This is a genomic window from Clostridium thailandense (genome assembly GCF_019207025.1).
GTDB lineage: Bacteria > Bacillota > Clostridia > Clostridiales > Clostridiaceae > Clostridium_AM > Clostridium_AM thailandense.
In genome coordinates, this window is sequence record NZ_JAEEGC010000062.1 from 1 (window position 1) to 19,900 (window position 19,900).

Genomic DNA, 19,900 nt, shown 5'->3' on the forward strand with positions numbered 1-19,900 from the left:
AACATTATCAACAATTTCTAAATTTAATTTATAGGCACTATATGTATTTCTAATATTTTAGAAACAAAAAATCATATTTCTAAAATATTAGAAATGTTATTTAAATATGATGTGTCGCACTCAGAGATCCCAGGGGTAAAAAACTCAAGTAAGAAATTTTTTACCCCTGGGATCTCTTGTTCCTAATCTATCTTAAATTTTTCAACCATATATTTTAGTTTTTCTGAACTTTCTTTTGTGCTAATCATCATTTTATTTACCACTTCAGACTTTTGTAGAACTCAGGAGGATTTTTCTACTGCTAGAATTACTTCATTTACTACTTTTTGGATCTCATTAATAGCAGTAGTGGAATCTTCTGCTAAGCTATTAATTTCACTGGCAACTACAGCAAAACCTTTTCCAGCTTCACCAGCTCTTGCTGCTTCTATAGATGCATTTAATCCTTCCGTCGCTGCAGCTGACATTTCCTGAATAATAGCCGATACTTCCCCTATATGTTCATTTAATTCATTAATACTGTAAGTTGAGTCTTCTATATATCTGCCTATGTCAGAAGTTTCATACACTATTCCCCTCACTAAATCCTTTATAGAATTTTGCATTAAATTAGTGGTTTTGCTATAATTCCTGATATTAAAAATACAATTATATATAAAACTATTAAAGCAATAATCATAACTATTATTATTAACTCCAGTAGACTCTTTACTTGACTATACAACTCCTTTTCTGATGTAACCATGCCTAGAGACCATTTTGGTGTATTTTGAATATTATTAAATATAAGCATTTCTTCACTACCATTCGGTTTAATAATTTTCTCTATACCACTCTCTCCTGCTTAACAATGAGCATCAACTAGATTTTCAACATACTAATAAATTAAAACAAATTTTATACCAAATATAACCTTTTGATTATTGAACTTTGAATACTATGCTTGTGCATGGCTCTAGTTTGATAAGTTATATTAACTGAGTTTGGAGATGAGATTAAATGAATATGTTGAAAATTTTAATGTGGCCGTTGCACTTAGTGCAGCGGCCACATTTTATATTTATAAGTTTCTATTGTATAACTATATATTATTCTATTTTAATTTGTTATAAAGTGTAGCTAATGAAATTCCCAAAGCTTCTGCGGCTCTCTTTTTACCTTGAACAGTATCTCCATAAGTAGCAATAGCCCTCTTAATCTCTGAAACTTCTGCGTCTTTTATAACTTCTTCGAGAGGTTTTAATTTAATTATATTCTTTTTAATACCTTCTGATTGAATTACCTTTGGAAGGTGTTCTAGTTTAATAACATAATCCTCTGTCATATTAGATGCAAATTCCATAGAATTTTTAAGTTCTCTAATATTCCCTGGCCAATCATAATTATATAAAATATTAACTGCATCTTCTGAAATTTCAATACTTCTCTTAATTTTATTTGCCATTTCATTTATAAACTTTTCTATTAGTGGTTTTATATCCTGCCTTCTATTTCTAAGTGAAGGGATATTTATTGGAAATATTGCGATTCTATAATACAAATCTTTCCTAAATTTATTTTCTTCTATCATTTTTTCTAAACTCTTGTTTGTGGCTGCTATTATTCTAACATCTATGCTTACTTCTTTAAGTCCACCTATTCGTCTAATGGTATTTTCTTGGAGAACTCTTAATAGTTTTGCCTGCAGCCCATAGTCCATTTCTGATAACTCATCTAAAAATAATGTTCCTCCGCTGGCTAGTTCAAAAAGTCCTATCTTTCCACCTTTTTTTGCCCCAGTAAAAGCACCTTCTTCATAACCAAATAACTCACTTTCCAATAAGTTACCATCAAAAGTTGCACAATTTACTGGAATAAAAGGTCCGTTTTGTCTTTCACTGTAGGCATGTATAGAATTAGCATAAAGCTCTTTACCTGTTCCGCTTTCACCAGTGATAAGTATATTAGATTCACTTTTTGCTGCCTTTTGACACAGCTTTTTTACTTCTTCTGAATTTATATCTAAGGAAATTATATCATCAAAGCTATACTTTGCTTTTTTCATACTATTAACTTGTTTTTCCAAATTTCTAATTATTGTATTTGACTTATTTAATTCTTCTGTTAGCTTATATATTTCTGTTATTTCATTTAATATAGATATTCCTCCAACAATTTCATCTTCTTCAATAATAGGAACCATATTTACTATATACTCTGAATCGTTAACCTTTCTAGGAATTCTTAATAACTTAGTACCGGTTTTTATTACATTAGGAAGCCTAGAGCCAGGTCTTACTTCAGATAAAAATTTTCCCAAAATTTCTTCGCTGCTCATAGACGTTATCCTCGTATAAGCAGGATTAACGTATACTACAATGCATTCATGATCTGCAATAAGAACACCATCATGTAAAGAATCAAATATAATCTTCTCTAAGTTAGTTATTTTCACGTTATGCACTCCGTTTCTAATAAGTTAGAATATCCTTTTAATGATACCACTTTTTTTAAAGTAACTCTATAAGGATAAAGCTCCTTGTTTTACACTTAACGATGATTCCAATATAAAATTCAACAATTTCTTTGTCGCTTTCGATAGGAGGATGGTGTACAACGCATAAATCGTTTAAAAATCTTTGAAAAATAACTCGGACTATCAAAACCAACACGACTGCATATTTCAGTAATTGGTGTATTAGTCTCCTCTAATAAACGTACTGCCACTGAAACTCGATATTTAATCAAATATTGTATAGGTGTCATTCCAATGCTTTTTTGAAAGCAACGTAAACATTCTCTCTCACTGATATTGACTACTGCCGCAATTTGATGAAGCTCTAGCGGTTCATCATAGTGATAATGCAAAAAATCCAACATATTCTTAATACGTACTATATTATAATTTTTATTCTGGTTTTGCTGCTTTAAAATGGACATCATGTTTTTAACAATTAAGTACCACATATGAGATAACTTTTCACGAACAATCAATTCATAACCGAATTCCTCTTCCTTATAAGCCTCATAAGCTTCCTGAATGCACTGTACAGCTTGACGATGCCAATCAACTCCACAATAGAATGGAATACCAGGTAATGTATCACATCCTAATAACGTACGTACATAACGTTGTTCAAATACACTTTCTGCTGTGCCTGATATTAAGTTCGAATGAAAAACAAATGAATTTAATATACAACCTGTATCTCCTACGATTTGCATTGAATGCAATACATTAGAATTGATAAAGACGCCTTCACCTTTCTTCAAAGTAAAATTCGTTCCGTTTAGACTCATGTTCATAGCACCACTACTCACTACAACAGCTTCAATTTCCTCATGCCAATGCCATGGAATGTCTCCAGTTACATTATCACTTATATCAGCAAAATAGCCCCCACACGGAAACATAGGTGTACCTCTTACCTTCAATTCATGTTGATTTATATCACAAAGAATCAACTTACAAACTTCTACAGACAATTCAGTTCACTCCTTAATCAATATGGCAATTTTATTATAGTATAAGTCTTTAATTTTATTGTTACAAGGTATAAATGGCAATATAATTATAATACAAAAATATTTTTACCAAGTGAGGTGATCTATATGCTAAAGGATGTAACTTATCTTACATTTTTTGATATTCAGGATTCCGAACGTTTTTTTGATGTGATAAATAATTGTGTCGAGCCTGTTATTTTATGTATTCCAACTGCTCAATCTACTGACTTAAGATTCAATTTTATATTACAAAACTTTTTAACTTGGATAGACCCATCTGGTAAAATTCCTGAAGTAAAATTGAAATGTACTAACCCTCAAGATGTAGAGCATCTGATTCAACTTATGATAGAAAATCGTATATCAAAAACTTACTAATATAGATGTAAACCAATAAAAAGGAGATCTTAATATACCTATGAGAGGCGTGATTTTTAACTTTAATGGTACTCTTTTTAACGATTTTGATAAATATGAAAAAACGTGGCGTATGTTTTCAAAAAAAGAATTAAACCATGATATGTCTAACGATGAGCTTGAAACTTGTCGCCAACTTTGCAGATCATACAGATTGAATTTTCGTTTAACCTCTGGCGCAGTATGGCTTTTCAATGACCTTAAAGATAGAAATATTCCAAGAACAATCACAACAATTTCTCCTCGAAGCACTGTAAATTTTTATTTTGAAAACTTTCATTTAGACAAATGGTTTGAAATTGAGAAAATTATTTATGACGATAGCATAATTCTCAGAAAGCCAAATTCTAACTTTTACCTTAGAGCTGCACAGGCAATCAATATGCCTCCAGAAGACTGTATTATTTTTGAAAGCACACTATCCGGGATTATATCAGCTTATAATGCTGGTATAGGTAAAGTAATTGCAATAGCCCCTCGAAACCATCAATTAATATTCGAACAAATGAAAGAAGTATATGATGTGATTGCCAACTTTCATGAATTTGATCGCATGCTTTTAAGAGAATAGAATGGTTTAAATTATGTACAGCTTTTATTAAATACTTACATTTTTTAACCACATGTGGTTAAATGAATGTTATTTGAATTTAATAACTTACGCCCAAAATCAATAATAGAAATAAGATTATAAAAAACTGTACGTGTCATTTCCACTCGTACAGTTAAACTTCTTATTTATCCTCTTGTCCTTATGATAACTCTACAATCCTTAGTTATCTTATGCTCTTGCAAATTAATTTTTATTTTTCATTGCAGATCTAAACATTATGGCAGATGTAAATATAATTACGAATACTACCACCCATTTTAACATAGTAAGAGGTAGTGCCTTAACAACATAGACAGCAAGTAGAACTCCTATGATACCACAAATATTTGTAGCTAAAGATACCTTTCTATGATAAGCCCCTTCCTTAACAAACTTTATGGCACCTACAGGCTCAAGGAATGCACAGGAACCCATCATTATAGGAAAAGCCACTTTAGGAGACATTCCCAAAGCAAAAACCAAAGCCATACATGGCGCATAATTTCCTATTCCTATGCACATTAAAGCTCCTAAAATGAAGTTTCCTACTAGACCTATTATCAGCTTACCTCCTGTAAGTTCTGTTGATTCTCCTCCTATAGGCATTATATTTAGTAATCCTGACAGCATTACAAATGCAACAATCAGAAGAGCTATTCCCATTCCAATTTGAACTTTCTTTTTAGGAAGCTTGGACACTATTCCTGCACCAAAATAGGAACCTGCAGTAGCTGCTATAATCATTGTGACCAATGTAGTTATATCAACTTTAATAACAGTCATGAATATAAGCGCCTCTGTTACCACTGGAATACAATTGGCAACATTCAAGGTTCCTGGAATTATTCTGTCATCCACAAGTTTTAAGAATTTATAAACCGCAGTGGTAGGGGCAAAGCTTCCGATTCCCAAGGTGTCAAAGAAATTTGCTATAAGTCCTACTATTCCATAAACTAACCAGTTGCCACCTTCCTCAAGCCTTCCTTCATTTTTTGTCCTTCTGTAGTCCTGGAAAAAAATAAATGCAAAAACCAATGTAAGAGCTATAAGGATTCCTGAAACGATATTAATGATCATGATAAAATCTCCTTTAATTTGCATATAATAATACTTGACCTCGTCATAATTATACAATATTATTGAGAAATATTAAATAAATTATTATCACTTTAATTCAACAAATTGAATTTTATAAACCAAATTAATTCATTTTTTATATTTACTCTTAATTTAATCATGATGATATTCATTTTTATTTCGTTAATAATCTTTCTAAACTAAAATTTTGAAAGTTTCTCCTCTTAATACTTCGCAAAACTGCAAAAACAACTATTCACTTTATGATGATCTAAAGACACAAAGCTTGCTCTTTATGCATATATATACTTTTCATTGAGTAACACTTATAAGAATAATTCATATACTATATAATGATGAAATTTTAGCTGTATCAATATAAAGGAGTATTATATGTATAACAGACAAGTTCCCTATTGTCCTTACTACATGAATCAAGATGCTTACCACTCCTTCAATACAAAATGGAGAATTGAAGCACAAAAATTTGCAGCCTTTAGCGGTGTAGTTACAAGAATTGAAGATTTTTCATCTAGTCCAAGGGATATATCAGGAGGTTGCTATAAATTAATGTCACTTGAAAGTAAAGACATGGGTCCTGTAAATTTTGTGATATCTCCAGGAACTTATTTTGTAAATCATGAAGTGGTAGAGGTAGGAGATAAGGTAACTGGATTTTACGATGCAAACGCACCTGCCATTCTTATTTATCCTCCGCAATATCCTGCAATTGTTATGGCAAAAGACACAGAATATGAAAATGTTATCGTAGACTATTTTGACAATCAACTTATAAACAGCACTAGAAACTTAAAACTAAATATCAGCCCATCTACTGATGTAATTCTAACAAACGATCAACCTTTTAACAGATATCCCGGAGATAGAAACCTAATTGTTGTCTATGGTCCTACAACCAAAAGCATACCTGCCCAAACTACTCCATATAAGATTATTGTTCTTTGCTAAGCCAATTTATATTAGTACATGCAATTTGTTTACAGCATACTTTATCTATCAAAAGAAATGGGACTGCCCAAGGGTACTAGGAGAAAACTATACCAAGAATGATTTATAAATCTAATTGTTTAAGTTGTAAAAATTGTGAAATTATAACTTTCTTCCATGATAGACTAAAAAACTTAATTAGCAATACTACAATTTAAAATTATAGTGTTGCTGATTAAGCCTTTTAATTTTTTCTTCTAAATTAACACTTTTTTGTATGAATTATAAATTTTATATCTGGTATAACCAAACAATAATTGGCATTGTTATAATACAAACAATAGTTGTAACTACATTTATAACACTTGCATATTCTCCATTTTTCTCATAGATTTGAGCCATTTGTGTAACTGCTGACGCGGAAGGCGTAATTGTTGCAAGCAGACTGATAAGTAAAATCATCTTCCCATTTGATGATAAATTTGCTATTCCACTATATTTAAGTAGAAGCAAAATTATAACAGGACAGACTATCATCTTAAGAAAAGTGACTATGTAGATTCTCTTATAGGCAAATATCTGTTTGAAACTCATGTTTCCAATCAGCATTCCCACCACAACCATGGAAATAGGACCAATCATAACACTTACTGATTCCAATGTTTTTATGATAATGTCTGGCAGCTGCAATCTTGTAACAAAAAGTAAAATTCCAAAGAAAATAGTAATTATATTAATATTTAAAAAAATTCTTTTCAAATCTATTTTTCGTTCTTCACAAAGCATCATCCTACCGTGAGTCCACAAAAGAATTAACTGTACGGATATGAAAGCACTGGAATAAATAACCCATTCTTTTCCCAAAATAGAAGTTACAATCGGAATTATAAGATTTCCAGCATTTGAATACATCATGGATGCTTTTTCAACTGCATCTAGGTGGAATATCTTTTCAAGTATCTTTACTAAAATCAACAGTACAATATGGATCAACACTGCTGCTGTAAAAGCAAGAATCAATCCTTTCTGTATGCTTTCTGTATATTTAATCTGAAAAGCATTAATAATCACACAAGGCATTACCAAATAAAGAACAACAACTGAAAGGCTTTTACTCTCTTCTGCTTTTAACAAATTTGTTTTCACCAATACAAATCCCATAACCATAATTAAAAAAAGTTCAGCAATCTGTTTCATTAATAATAAACTAACCACAATTTCCCCCTATATTTACTCTTCTCTAAGTACTATAAATCCACCAAGGTTTTCACAATTATATATTATACTACTACTATGCCTTAAATTTATTATTCTTTTTTATAACCCATGACATAAAAGAATATAACCTATGGTTGTTAATAAAGACTTGCCAAAGTGCTCTCTAACAACTGCAGTCGGCATTATCAGAAACAAATGGAAGTTACTAATATTAAAGAATCTTTTGCCAGGCCATTTTAGAGAGTAATATTTTCAGCCCCTAAATGGTGCCAGCTTTCACTGTACTCAAGCTATTGTGGAATATTACTATACAAAAACACCGTAAAATTCTTGTGAATAATATGGTGTTTCATAAGTTGTCCATTTTTAAATTGGGATACTAACCAACAATAATATAAATTATTTAGATTTAATAGTTGAGTAAAAAACTGTACCTAAAATAATAATCCCACCTAAAACTTCTCTCAAATTTGGTACTTCTCTTAAGAAAAAAACAGCTAAAGTTATACCATAAACTGGTTCAAGGCTCGATATAATTCCTGCTGTTTGCGTTTTAATATTCTTTAAACTCTTTATGAATAATGAATGGGAAATTCCAGTAAAAACCGTGCCTAATATGATTAGTAGTAGTATATCTCTAAGGTCAAACACAGGTTTTTGTAAAAATAAAAAAGGAATTAATACAATTGTTGCCACAAATTGTTCATAGAAAGCAATTACTGAACTTGAATATTCCTTTACATATTTTCTATTAAGCATCGAAAGAATCGCATAAGTAAAACCAGATATCACTCCCCAAACAACACCTTGGGTTAGACTATTTCCTAGCTCAAACTTTGGAACGACAAGCACTACACCTAAGAATGTAATGATTGCAATTACAATATCTGGAAATTTAATCTTCTCTTTAAAAAAATATGGCTCAAGAAAAGTAACAAAAACGGGAAATGTAGAAAATGTAAGTAATCCTATCGCCACTGTAGATACCTGTATAGATTTAAAAAAAGTACTCCAATGGATTGCTAAAGTTATACCCATTATCACTAAATAAAAATAATGCTTTTGTTGTTTTAGTTTTATATCTTTTTTTAGATAAAGCATTATAATCAATAAAAAAATACTTGAAAAGAAAACTCTCCCAAGAACAATTATCATTGATGGTAATAATAACAATTTTCCAAACAAGCCTGATAGACCAAATAGAAAAACTGCTAAATGGATTTCCATTAAACTTTTATTTTTTATATTCATATAGTTACCTTTATAATCCTTCTCAAAGTTTCTTCAAAATTATAGTTTTCCATATAAACCTCCTATCAAAATTTATTGTCTTATTTATTTACCTTATTTTCTCTTAGTTAAATTAATAACCACAATACACCCTTGACCTATCAGCTCTTCTATATCCTATTTCAACTTATTCATAAACTTGTCGTTGTCTCTCCAACCCTGATATCCTAAAAATCCAGACTTAACGCCTTTTACTTCTTTCGTCATCAACTAATAATATTTTTTTATCCATACTGAACTACCCCACCTATATTTCAATGTTTTAATTTTTTCTTTCATTATCCCTTAAATAAATTTAATTAACAACACTTTGTTTCTTTTAAATTTTCAAAAGCTCTTATTGAAAATAAAATTCAAATGACAAAAAAGCATGTACTAATTACAACTTATTGCTCAAAGACACATGCTTTTTTATTAACTATTAACTCTTCATTTGTGAAGCTCTGCTCCACCTTTGGTATCCCTTGACAACTCAATACTCAGTACTTTTGTATTAGTAGCCTTTACAGCCTCATCTACTGCCATAATTTGTGGTCCTGCCCCTACTCTTGAACTAATTATTCCTACAGAACCATATTCTTTATCTAAACCCATCTTTTCACGAAGAGAATAATCAACATTGGCTATAACTAAGCCAATGGTATCTCCCATAGCTGTCCCTACAAATTCTGTTATTGATGCTGGTGTATTCATTACTAATACCTCTCTTTTCTCTTAACCCCAAAACTAATTTGAACAATTACTAATATATTTATTATATTTTTTTCTCACAATATAGTTCTTAGGCGGATTCTTATAATAGAAAAATCTGCTAAGCATAGCCAGTGCACAAAGTCTAACATTTACAGTCTGCTCTTTTTTCTTCTCAACGAACACTAAATAGTCTTTATACTCTTTACTCGTTTGCTTATCTAACTTTGAAATTTCTTCATTCCTGCTGCTATGATACCAACTTATAAATTGCTCAACACATCTTGAATACGTCTTAACCGTACTCATACTTTTATGCTCCTTACACAGCAAATACTTTTCAAATTCCTCTATCATAAAATTCCAACCTCCTACTATCAGTTAAATTTCCTATCTTTTTTTAGAGGACAGAGGACAATTGACAAAGGACAGTGAAGGAGGATTTTTCTCCGCTTCACTACGAAAAATCTTTAATTTAAAAGAAACTCCTTCTCTATTACTTCTCAAAAGTCATACCTAATCATGCGATGTTTTGCATCAGCAAAACAAGCCCTCAAAAAAATTAATTAGTTTTCTGACATGAGGAAGAAAAGTTACCTTCATTGTCCTCTGTCCTCTTTCAATTGCCCTCTAAAAATATATTTATATTCTCTCAGAATAAATCTAATTTTCTTTGTACTTCTTTCTATATAGAGAAAGAAACCAGATACTTAATTTATGCGCAGGCGTATGTTTCCAAAGCTGAAGGCACATATAAAAACTTTTTAGTCAATCTTAGCGAGGCATTTTAGAAAATCTTAGGAGGTTTTATATGTTTGAGGTACGAGTTTATAAAACCTTCTTAGATTTTAATGAAACTCCTCTTCCTTACGTCAGATGAGTAAGCGACTATCACAAAATCAAAGATTTTGGATATCTGCTTAAATGCTGAGCTTTAGATTGACCAAAAGTTTTTATAGTGCCGAAGCTTGGAAACATATGACGGAGCATAAGTTAAGTATCGGCCGTGCTTCCTCTATATAACAAGAAGCTGTCCCTACTATTGTGGAACAGCCTCTTTTAATATTGTAAATTTAGTTAAAATCTTATTTTGCAGTTTCTTTGCTTGCTGGAAGAATTACTTCAACTTCTGAGTGTGGACGTGGTATAACGTGTACTGATATTAATTCTCCAACTCTTTGTGCTGCTGCTGCTCCAGCATCTGTAGCAGCTTTAACAGCTCCAACGTCTCCTCTAACCATAACAGTTACAAGTCCGCCTCCAACATATTCTTTACCTATTAAATATACGTTTGCTGCCTTAACCATAGCGTCAGCTGCTTCTACTGCTCCTACTAAACCTTTAGTTTCTATCATTCCTAATGCATCATATTTCATTTTAAAATCCTCCTAAATATTCTTTATAATTTTTATTTTAATTTTTAATTTACATACTCTTATTTTACTATTGTTACTGTTGACTTTGAATTAATGCTCATAGCATTAGCTTCTTCGATATCAAGGTGACATTCAAGACCTGAAGCATCATTAGCTCTAATAGCTACATTACTGTATACTCCGCCTCTTAAACCCTGAACCTTTATTGATACAACTTCTCCATCATGAACTCCTAAGTTTTTAGCATCTTCAGGTGTCATGTGAATGTGTCTTTGAGCAACTACTAAACCTTCTTCAATTTGAACAGAACCTTTTGGTCCAACTATTGTTACTCCAGGTGTTCTGCTTAAATCTCCTGATAGTCTTACATCAGCTGCTGCTCCAAGCTTTATGCAGTCTCCTGCTAATACTTCCACTTGTGTCTTACTTCTTACAGGTCCAAGAATTCTAACCTTTTCTATAGCACCTTTTGGTCCACAAAGTGTTACAACTTCTTTGCAAGCATATTGTCCTGGTTGAGATAAATCTTTAAGCTTTGCAAGCTCATAGTCTTTGCCAAATAGAGCTTCTAGATCCTTTTGTGAAAGATGTAAATGTCTATTTGAAATACCTACTGGAATTTCAGATGTAGTACTTTGTGCTACAGCTTTTTTTCCGTTAGATTTAACTGCATCTAGCAAAAGCCTTAATACAGATTCAAGATTATCCATTAGTTTGCCCCCTTAATAGCAGCAACTATTTGGTTAACTAAATCTAAAAGACCTTCATTTTTTGAACCTTCATTGTTAGTGCAAGTATTAACTTCTGTTGCTGCAGTTGTAGCTGCTGTACATTCACTAGCTTTATTTAAAGCTGCTGCAGCTGCTGCAATTTGAGCTGGACTCATATTCATAAATGCATTTTCAATTTCACTGCAGCTTCCAGTAGTGCTTGAACAACTGCTGCTAGTTTTAATCTCAACTCCTAGTGTTTCACAATCTCTTATACCATAAGCAACTCTTTTGATGTTTACAAGGTGCTCTGGAGTAACATTCTCAGATACTGAGCTTCCACCCCATGTACCACAGCCTAAAGTGAAGGAAGGGTTAAGACCTGTACTTGCACCTGTTCCACCTTGAGTTCCGCCAGTATTAACAAGAATACGTGAAGCTGGTTTTTTAGCAAACTTCATAACTATATCTCTATCTTCAGTATGAAGACTCATTGTATGTCCAATTCCATTTTGCAGTAATGCAATACTTAATTCACATGCTTCTTCCCAGTTACTTACTGTGTAGAAACCAAGTACTGTTGTAAGTTTTTCGAAGGATAATGGATTACCTTCTCCTACTCCACTTTGTCTTCCTATAAGTACTCTTGTTCCTTCTGGAATTACAATTCCTGCAGCATCAGCAATAACCTGTGGGTTTCTTCCAACGAACTTAGCATTCATAGCATGTCCATTCTTGAATAACAATTGACAAACTTTATCAGTTTCATCTTTTGTCATGAAGTATCCACCTTGTTTCTTGAACTCTTCAACAACTCTATCATGATTACATTCTTCACAGATTATTGATTGTTCTGAAGCGCAGATTGTACCATTATCAAAAGTTTTACTTGCCATAATGTTTTTAACAGCTTTTTCTACATCAGCAGTTCTTTCTATATATGCTGGAGAGTTTCCTGCACCAACACCAAGAGCTGGTTTTCCTGAGCTGTAAGCAGCTTTAACCATTCCTGGGCCGCCTGTAGCTATTATTATAGAAACTTCGTTGCATTTCATTAATTCATTTGTAGCTCCGATTGTTGGAAGTGTTACTGCACTTATAACATTTTCTGGAGCACCAGCTTCAACTGCTGCATCATGCATTAATTGTACTGCTTTAGTTGTACATTTTGCTGCAGATGGATGTGGTGAGAACACTATAGCGTTACGAGATTTTATTGCAATCATAGCTTTGAAAATAGCTGTAGAGGTTGGGTTTGTTGAAGGTACTATACCCATAACTAAACCAACTGGTTCAGCAATTTCTATAAGCTTATTTATAGGATCTTCTTTAACTATTCCTATAGTCTTCATGTCTTTTATTGAATCATATAATATAGTTGATGCTAATTGATTCTTGAAAGTTTTATCTTCCACTTTACCGAAACCAGTTTCTTCAACTGCCATTTTTGCTAAACAAGCAGCATGCTCTTCTGCAACTCTAACCATATTGCGTAAAATTTTATCGATTTGCTCTTCAGTATAGTCAGCAATTTTATTAGCGGCTACTTTTCCAAGTCTAGCAAGGTTTCTAGCTTCTTGTATTGAGCGCAAATCCTTATCAAAGTTTTCCATTATTTCATACTTCCCTTCTTATAATTTAAACTACTTTTTTTCATAATATAGCTTAAATTTAGCAATCAATAAATTTTTATCTGCCTTTGAAATTGTTCTGCCTGTGATTACAAAGTCTTTGTATTCGCGAGCTAGGTTTCTAAGTTTAACAACTCTTAATTTAGATAAGATAGCAATAGTCTTCTCTATACCATTTTTTCTTACTAACTTATCTACATCATCCTTTCGCAGACTCTCTAATTTTATCTTATAGGCATTACTTGAATCTGACATATCTTGATTTTTTTCAGAACTGTCTTCAGCATTTTCTACAGAATTTTTTGTTTCTTCCACAGCTTCTGTTTCCGAAGCTTTTACTTCTTCCACAGGCTTTTCCTCTAAAGTTTCTGTTTCCTCAGACTTTACTTCTATAACTTCTGCTCTTTCTGTATCCAAAACATTATCTTCAACTTTTTCATCAGCTGCTATATCGTCTTCTGGATCACTAGGCCCAATTATAGTTTTTAGTTCCTCATGAGGACGTGGAATTACATGTTCTGAAATCAAAAATCCTTCATCAAGTTTTTTAACAGCTGCTACTCCAGCTTCTACAGATGCTTTTACTGCACCTACATCGCCAGTAATTGATATGGTAACAAGGCCGCCACCTACATAAGTTTTTTCAATAATACTTACATCTGCTGATTTCACCATTGCATCGGCTGCCTCAATAGCTGCAAGTAATCCTCTTGTTTCTATTAAACCAAGGGCTTGCATAGGTTTATCCTCCTAGTCTTCTATAAAAGATCCGCCCAATTTGCTGGATATGTTGTATAGAATACCCTAGCTTTATCTGGTGAACCCCAAACTACTTTAGTATTTGATGGTACAAATAGTACATCACCAGCGTGAGCTGTATATGTCTTTCCATTGATTTCTACTGTTAAAGTTCCTTCAATAACATAGTCGATTTCTTCATAAGTTAATTCCCAATCAAATTTTGAGTTTTCAATGATTAAGAAACCAGCACTCATTTTTGATTCTTCTTTATTTACTAATTCTTGGTAATAAACTTTGTTATCTGGGTTTCCAGTATCAAATACATCCATTTTTACTGAACTTCCTCTAACAACTTTAAGTCCGCTAGCGTCAGTGTCAGCTTCGAATGGAAGGCTTTTGCCCTTTAAACATTCAAGCATTTGTTGAAGAAGACCTTTGTCCATCATTGCTCTAAAGAAGTTAAGCATCTGTTCACAGTCCATGTCTTCTACATTTAACGGCTTTTTAACCTCTGGTTGTTGTTGTACTACTTTAACCTCTGGTTGTTGTACCTTAACCTCAGGAGCTTCTGTTGAAAATATTATTCCATTGATTCTTGCAAGATCTTGAGCTGATGGTGTGATTATTTCACTGCCATCTACACAAAATACCTTTTCTCCCTTTAGTATTAGTGTTTCAATATCTTTTGCAGATATTAATCTTTTCACTTTATCACATCCTTCTATTTATTACGAAGTCATTATAATGTACCTTCACATATATAAGTTTTTAACCTATTAGAATAAAGATTCCACTAATCTGTTAGAAACGGAAGGTATAACTTCAGCATTTACTAGCATACCTTTTTCTTCTGCTACAGCCTTTCCAGCTTCAATGCCAGTTTGAACTGCAGCAACATCTCCAGTAAAGGTGAAGAATGACTTACCACCAAGTCCTGTTCCTAGTCTAAGTTCTAAAGGCTGTAATTCAGCGGCTTTCAGAATTGCATCAGCAGCAATGACCATTGTTGCTAAGGAGAAAAATTCTATAATTCCAAGGGCCTGAATTCTATCTGGCATTGTTGTGCCTGTTATTGCTGGGAATACTTCTGGGCTGACATTTGGTATAATAATAGAATCAATTAAAAATTCTCCTGCAGCCCTTTCACCAACTTGTACTGAATCCTGAACCGCTGCTACATCACCTTCAACAATAGCTATATATTTCCCTGGACAAACAGAACTAGCTGTTACTATTTCCACCTCAGCGGTTTTTACCATTTGGTCTGCTGCATATATGCCACGTGCAATACTTGTAAATTCAACCATACCTATTGCTTTTGACATATTAATCCCTCCTTATCGCGATAAAATCATTTCCACTTTCCACAACTGTTCCTCTAATACTTGCATGAATTGAAGCACCTAAACTATTTTCAGGAATTTTACCAATAAGCTGACCTATTTCCACATGATCTCCAACAGAAACAACTGCTGTCGCTGGCGCTCCTACATGCTGTCTTGTTGCAATGTGTATAAGTTCAGGTTTTATTGTGGTATCTGTCATAGGAGCAGACTTATCAAAATCATGTAATCCCAATCTAACTATAAGACGTTTACTTGGAACTAATCTATATTCTCGATTTTTGCTTGCAGTGAACTCTGATTTTACAGCCTTATATCTTATATTCTTTTCTGCTAGTTTCCCTTTAAAATAGAGGTTTGCAGCTTTAGGATAAAGCCCCGCTGGACATGAAAACAATTCACATAAGTTGCATTGGCAACATAACTGCGCACTCTTCTGTCCTTCAATGTCATCTAATTTATAGTTTAAAGCTCTCATCATTTTGTGTGGCTGTGTATTATGTCCTATAAGATAACGAGGACACATATCTGTACACATGCGGCACTGTTCACAAGAAGCTCTATTTACTCTTTTTGCTTGTTCTATCTTCATAGATTTTCTACGAATAAGAAAGTGATCTTTTTTAAGGATTACAAATCCCTTATTTTTCTTTGTAATGTAACCATCTAAACTGGTCATCACAGGTCCCATCATAGGGCCTCCATCAATAACTGCATAGTTATCAAAATTATCTATTCCACTAAGCTTTAATACATCTATAATAGGTGTTCCTACTGGCACTTTTACAGTTACCCTATTCGGAATATCTCCTGCAAGTGTGATATACTTTTCTGTAACAGCTTCTCCTCTAGAGGCATGATAAATATTTAATGCTGTCTCTGAATTTACTACTACACAACCAACTTGTATTGGAATACCCGCTTCAGGAACAACTCTTCCTGTAAGTTCATAAACCAAAACCTGTTCATCACCTGCTGGATAAATATCTGGAAGCTCTCCGACTTCAACGAAATCGCCTACTTTAAGTGCTTCAATTCTTTCTTTTAGAATAGAAATCACTTTTTTGTGCTTTCCTTTAATTCCTATAATAGCTTTTTTAGCTTCAACAAATTTACCTGCTGCTTCAAAGCCTTTAATTATTTCATCTGGAAACAATTCCATGAGCTGCTGGTCCACTCGCAGCAGAGGTTCACACTCAGCTCCATTAAGTAATATATATTCCGACTTTGAGGTTAGCTTTGCATGGGTAGGAAACCCTGCACCGCCTGCACCAATAACGCCGGCTTCTCTTACCATTTCAAGAAGATTCATTTTTACCTCCCTTGCAGTTTCCTACGCCATATAGAAACTGCTAACTCTTATGGATTCTGAACTTATCCAAAATTACAATCTTCATCAATCATTCCAACAACAACTGCATCTACAGGAATATCATCATTGCCTAACATCTTTCTTGCAGAAGAGCCAGTGCTAACTATAACCCTATCTCCAATACCTGCTCCAATGTTATCTACAACAATAAGCCTTTTTCCTGCATCTGTTCCTCCGATTTCCTCTGCAAGCATAAATTTAAGTCCATTAAGAGAGTCTGCTTTTCTAGTTGCCCATATATTATCAATAAGTCTTGCTACTATCATATTGCTTTTACCTCTTTCATTTTAAATTTAATTTCCTCTAATGCAGATTGTACAGATGCTGTGTCACCAAAAATCCCAATTAAAACCATATGTTGAGGACATGTTCCCCTTATATCTTCAACGGTAACTCCAACAGCTTTTTCAGCAATATCTGCAGCATAAATCATATCAATAAGCTTTCCTTGAACAAGTCCTATTGCATCGCTACTATCTAAATCTGTCTTACAGTTTCCACCCATTCGTCTTCTTAGAATGTCTTTAGTGCTTTGGGACGGCGATTTTATTATTCTAAAATCCACTTTTAAACACTCTCCTTATTACTCAATAATATCTTGAGTGCAGCTTAAGGCTATACCAAGTGGTGTTACAAACATTGGATTTTTAGGTTTATGTGTATAAACCCCTGTCTTTTTTTTAATTATTTCTTCCATTCCTGTTAAACAACAAGTACCACCTACTAAAGAAATTTCCTTAACATCATAATCCTTAATATTGTAATTAATAATTGATGCTACCTTCTCAACTACTGGTTTTAATACTGGTAAAATTTCTTTATGATTCTTATTGTCTCTTTTAAATTTATCTGCCTCTTTAAAAGGCATTCCATATGCACCTGAAATAACTAGTGAAAAATGAGTACCACCTGTAGGTTCATCAACAACATAAACAACTTTTCCATCCTTTAATACTGATATACCAGTTGTTCCGCCACCAACATCTACAACTGCACCATTTTCGATTTTAAGTAAAGCATTTGCAGCAGTAGGTTCATCTAAAAGGTTTGTCAGTTCAAAGCCTGCAGCTTGAACTACATTTTTAATTGCTCCACCATCTAAGGCATCTGTTCCCGGTGGTATTGCAGCAGCAGCATAAAGAAGTTCTGTATTAAGTTTTTCTTCAATTTCCTGTTTAAGCTCTTTAACAAGCCTTACTGCTCCAATATAATCCACAACCATACCATCTCTAACTACATCAGCATATCTGTATGCCCCTGCCACAGGTTCGTAGTTTTCATCTAAAACTGCCAGCACTACACAAGCAGTTCCTAAATCCACGCCTGTATAATAAACAGAAGAGTTACTCTGTATTGGTCTTTCTACAACTTCTTCAAACTTTTGAACCATTTCATCGCAATATTCAAAAGTTATATTTTTCTCTGACATTGTTTCCCTCCTACTGCTGAACAAATCAATTGTGACAGCGAATTAATTATTGAATTAACATTATTTATAATTCTATTTTTTAAATCGTCATCATCATTTTCGTAAGCACTAATTATTTCAAAGTGTAGTTCCCTTAAAGCACAACGAAGTACATGGGTTTTTAATATTACGTTACTTTTTTCAAGCTGCATATGAAATTCTGTTATTTCAAAACAATCCTCAAGCTCAGTTGTGAAATTTGATGAATTCATGCCAGTACACTCTTTAAAGAAAATAGGTTCAAGTGTACCTTTTTCTTCCAAAACATTTCTTATATTTGATATTTTTCTACCCAAACTTATAATATTTTGTGCTAAAATAATATCTTCCTTTAATATTTCACTGCTAGTAACAAGAAATGTCGCCTCCATAGCTCTCAATTTACAACAAAGCTTCTTTTTTAAGTTCAAATTTAAATTTGGATTGGTTTTTTTCTCTTCTTTTACTGCTTCTACCTGTTTCTCAGCCTTTATTTCCTTCTGAGTATTCGCCTTTGAATCCTCAGTAAGTAATTTTATTCTTTTATCTGATAGGTATTGAGATGCACCAGGTGTAAGCCTTTGTCCCTGTTGTAATTTGTAGGTATCAAAAGTTTCTTTTCTATATAAATCTCTTAGATACTCTTCGGTAATAAATCTGATCATAGGCCTTTGCTCCTTACCTTTTTCAAATAATTCTTTAAGGCATCAATTCCTGTTCCCACTTTGAAACTAATATGAAAATATGGCTCCAATATTCCTATGTCCTTTAACTGCCTTACACACTTTTCTTCATTTTCAGGCATAATATCACATTTTGTTATAACTCCAATTACTGGACATCTAAATAATTTCGCAAATCCAGGGGAGTATATTAGAGTATAATTAGATTGATCAACTAATATAAGTACACAATCTGCATCCTGAGCTGCTGCAATTATATGTTTATACATCCATGCATTCTCTATATAGGCACCTGGGACATCAATGGTATTTTTACCATAAATTAAATCTGGTGTTCTCCTTAATGGGCCATCATAATCATTTAATGCATTAACTAAAGTAGTTTTGCCACATCTTGAGGGACCAATTACCATTATCCGTTTTTTTCTCATGTTCTTGTGATGGGAGCAGGAGTAAATCCAAGCATATTTTTCAGCGTATCATTTACTGCATTAAGTGCTGTTTCTACACTTTGAACATCACCATTTATTACCACCGATCCTGTGAAACGATCTAAAAATCCAATTTCCACATCAGCAGCCTTTGTAGCAATGTCCGCTGCAATAATGGCAGTTTCATAAGGTGAAAGAGTTAAAATACCTATTGCCCCTTTTTCATCAATTCCAAGACGCTCATATATATCATGCATTGGGGATGCGATAACATGTGCTATAGTAATCTGCTTTCCTGGAACAGATTCTTGTATAATACGCTGTATATTCCTATCAGAAAAATCTCCCATAAATCTTACCTTCCATCTTAATTATCTATTTGAAAATATTAAATGAAACTCCTTCTCCTTTGTCGAATGAGTACACAGAGTGTAAGCGACCATATAAA

Annotated in this window: 24 protein-coding genes and 1 pseudogene; 3 read left to right on the top strand and 22 right to left on the bottom strand. The window is 33.0% G+C overall.

Annotation, left to right across the window (positions count from 1 at the left end):
• Nucleotides 1-281: 281 nt before the first annotated feature.
• From I6U48_RS30335 to I6U48_RS13810, 4 genes are all read right to left on the bottom strand, one after another.
• A complete protein-coding gene (locus I6U48_RS30335) occupies nt 282-569 on the bottom strand; it encodes a methyl-accepting chemotaxis protein (RefSeq protein WP_312891015.1) in 288 nt (95 codons plus the stop codon).
• Nucleotides 570-604: 35 nt separating this feature from the next.
• Entirely contained in the window at nt 605-793 is a 189-nt protein-coding gene (locus I6U48_RS13800; RefSeq protein ID WP_218321048.1) for a hypothetical protein, read from the bottom strand.
• Nucleotides 794-1,093: 300 nt separating this feature from the next.
• Entirely contained in the window at nt 1,094-2,434 is a 1,341-nt protein-coding gene (locus tag I6U48_RS13805; RefSeq protein ID WP_218321049.1) for a sigma-54 interaction domain-containing protein, read from the bottom strand.
• 119 nt (nt 2,435-2,553) lie between these two features.
• A complete protein-coding gene (locus I6U48_RS13810) occupies nt 2,554-3,465 on the bottom strand; it encodes an AraC family transcriptional regulator (protein ID WP_218321050.1) in 912 nt (303 codons plus the stop codon).
• A 126-nt stretch (nt 3,466-3,591) separates the two neighbouring features.
• Between I6U48_RS13810 and I6U48_RS13815 the strand changes: the two genes are divergently transcribed.
• Nucleotides 3,592-3,864 (top strand): hypothetical protein, encoded by a 273-nt coding sequence (locus tag I6U48_RS13815; RefSeq protein ID WP_218321051.1) that lies wholly within the window; start codon nt 3,592-3,594, stop codon nt 3,862-3,864.
• Nucleotides 3,865-3,904: 40 nt separating this feature from the next.
• A complete protein-coding gene (locus I6U48_RS13820; protein ID WP_218321052.1) occupies nt 3,905-4,474 on the top strand; it encodes an HAD family hydrolase in 570 nt (189 codons plus the stop codon).
• A gap of 225 nt (nt 4,475-4,699) precedes the next feature.
• Here I6U48_RS13820 and I6U48_RS13825 read toward each other — a convergent pair whose 3' ends face one another.
• Entirely contained in the window at nt 4,700-5,572 is an 873-nt protein-coding gene (locus I6U48_RS13825; protein WP_218321053.1) for a sulfite exporter TauE/SafE family protein, read from the bottom strand.
• A gap of 393 nt (nt 5,573-5,965) precedes the next feature.
• Here I6U48_RS13825 and I6U48_RS13830 point away from each other — a divergent pair, with 393 nt between their 5' ends.
• Nucleotides 5,966-6,541 (top strand): hypothetical protein, encoded by a 576-nt coding sequence (locus I6U48_RS13830; protein ID WP_218321054.1) that lies wholly within the window; start codon nt 5,966-5,968, stop codon nt 6,539-6,541.
• A 270-nt stretch (nt 6,542-6,811) separates the two neighbouring features.
• Here the strand turns inward: I6U48_RS13830 and I6U48_RS13835 are convergent, their stop codons facing one another.
• The 17 genes and pseudogenes from I6U48_RS13835 to I6U48_RS13915 form a co-directional block, all read right to left on the bottom strand.
• Complete coding sequence (locus I6U48_RS13835; RefSeq protein WP_218321055.1) at nt 6,812-7,735, bottom strand: AEC family transporter; 924 nt, start codon at nt 7,733-7,735, stop codon at nt 6,812-6,814.
• A gap of 402 nt (nt 7,736-8,137) precedes the next feature.
• On the bottom strand, nt 8,138-8,989 hold the full coding sequence (locus I6U48_RS13840) for a DMT family transporter (protein ID WP_218321056.1): 852 nt from the start codon (nt 8,987-8,989) through the stop codon (nt 8,138-8,140).
• A gap of 483 nt (nt 8,990-9,472) precedes the next feature.
• Nucleotides 9,473-9,721: pseudogene (locus I6U48_RS13845) on the bottom strand (propanediol utilization microcompartment protein PduB); the annotation flags it as partial.
• A gap of 33 nt (nt 9,722-9,754) precedes the next feature.
• Complete coding sequence (locus I6U48_RS13850) at nt 9,755-10,075, bottom strand: phage integrase N-terminal SAM-like domain-containing protein (RefSeq protein WP_218321057.1); 321 nt, start codon at nt 10,073-10,075, stop codon at nt 9,755-9,757.
• 728 nt (nt 10,076-10,803) lie between these two features.
• Nucleotides 10,804-11,094, bottom strand: a complete 291-nt coding sequence (eutM, locus tag I6U48_RS13855) for an ethanolamine utilization microcompartment protein EutM (RefSeq protein ID WP_218321058.1) — start codon at nt 11,092-11,094, stop codon at nt 10,804-10,806.
• 59 nt (nt 11,095-11,153) lie between these two features.
• Nucleotides 11,154-11,804 (bottom strand): phosphate propanoyltransferase, encoded by a 651-nt coding sequence (locus tag I6U48_RS13860; RefSeq protein WP_218321059.1) that lies wholly within the window; start codon nt 11,802-11,804, stop codon nt 11,154-11,156.
• Entirely contained in the window at nt 11,804-13,417 is a 1,614-nt protein-coding gene (locus tag I6U48_RS13865; protein WP_218321060.1) for an acetaldehyde dehydrogenase (acetylating), read from the bottom strand. The genes I6U48_RS13860 and I6U48_RS13865 overlap by 1 nt, the downstream gene beginning before the upstream one ends.
• Before the next feature lie 30 nt (nt 13,418-13,447).
• On the bottom strand, nt 13,448-14,173 hold the full coding sequence (locus tag I6U48_RS13870) for a BMC domain-containing protein (RefSeq protein WP_218321061.1): 726 nt from the start codon (nt 14,171-14,173) through the stop codon (nt 13,448-13,450).
• Nucleotides 14,174-14,193: 20 nt separating this feature from the next.
• The gene (locus I6U48_RS13875) at nt 14,194-14,883 is read right to left on the bottom strand and encodes a EutQ-related cupin domain-containing protein (protein ID WP_218321062.1); all 690 of its coding nucleotides are present in this window, start codon (nt 14,881-14,883) and stop codon (nt 14,194-14,196) included.
• Between the two features lie 69 nt (nt 14,884-14,952).
• Entirely contained in the window at nt 14,953-15,501 is a 549-nt protein-coding gene (locus tag I6U48_RS13880) for a BMC domain-containing protein (RefSeq protein WP_218321063.1), read from the bottom strand.
• Between the two features lies 1 nt (nt 15,502).
• The gene (locus I6U48_RS13885) at nt 15,503-16,831 is read right to left on the bottom strand and encodes a 4Fe-4S dicluster domain-containing protein (protein WP_218321064.1); all 1,329 of its coding nucleotides are present in this window, start codon (nt 16,829-16,831) and stop codon (nt 15,503-15,505) included.
• Between the two features lie 62 nt (nt 16,832-16,893).
• Entirely contained in the window at nt 16,894-17,157 is a 264-nt protein-coding gene (locus I6U48_RS13890) for a EutN/CcmL family microcompartment protein (protein WP_218321065.1), read from the bottom strand.
• Complete coding sequence (locus I6U48_RS13895; protein ID WP_218321066.1) at nt 17,154-17,456, bottom strand: BMC domain-containing protein; 303 nt, start codon at nt 17,454-17,456, stop codon at nt 17,154-17,156. The genes I6U48_RS13890 and I6U48_RS13895 overlap by 4 nt, the downstream gene beginning before the upstream one ends.
• A gap of 18 nt (nt 17,457-17,474) precedes the next feature.
• Nucleotides 17,475-18,320, bottom strand: coding sequence for an ethanolamine utilization protein EutJ (gene eutJ / locus I6U48_RS13900; RefSeq protein ID WP_218321067.1), 846 nt, complete (start codon nt 18,318-18,320; stop codon nt 17,475-17,477).
• Entirely contained in the window at nt 18,302-19,003 is a 702-nt protein-coding gene (locus I6U48_RS13905) for a cobalamin adenosyltransferase (RefSeq protein ID WP_218321068.1), read from the bottom strand. The genes eutJ and I6U48_RS13905 overlap by 19 nt, the downstream gene beginning before the upstream one ends.
• Nucleotides 19,000-19,452, bottom strand: a complete 453-nt coding sequence (locus I6U48_RS13910) for a EutP/PduV family microcompartment system protein (RefSeq protein ID WP_218321069.1) — start codon at nt 19,450-19,452, stop codon at nt 19,000-19,002. Before I6U48_RS13910 ends, I6U48_RS13905 begins: the two co-directional genes overlap by 4 nt.
• Nucleotides 19,449-19,802, bottom strand: coding sequence for a BMC domain-containing protein (locus I6U48_RS13915; RefSeq protein ID WP_218321070.1), 354 nt, complete (start codon nt 19,800-19,802; stop codon nt 19,449-19,451). The genes I6U48_RS13910 and I6U48_RS13915 overlap by 4 nt, the downstream gene beginning before the upstream one ends.
• Nucleotides 19,803-19,900 lie beyond the last annotated feature (98 nt).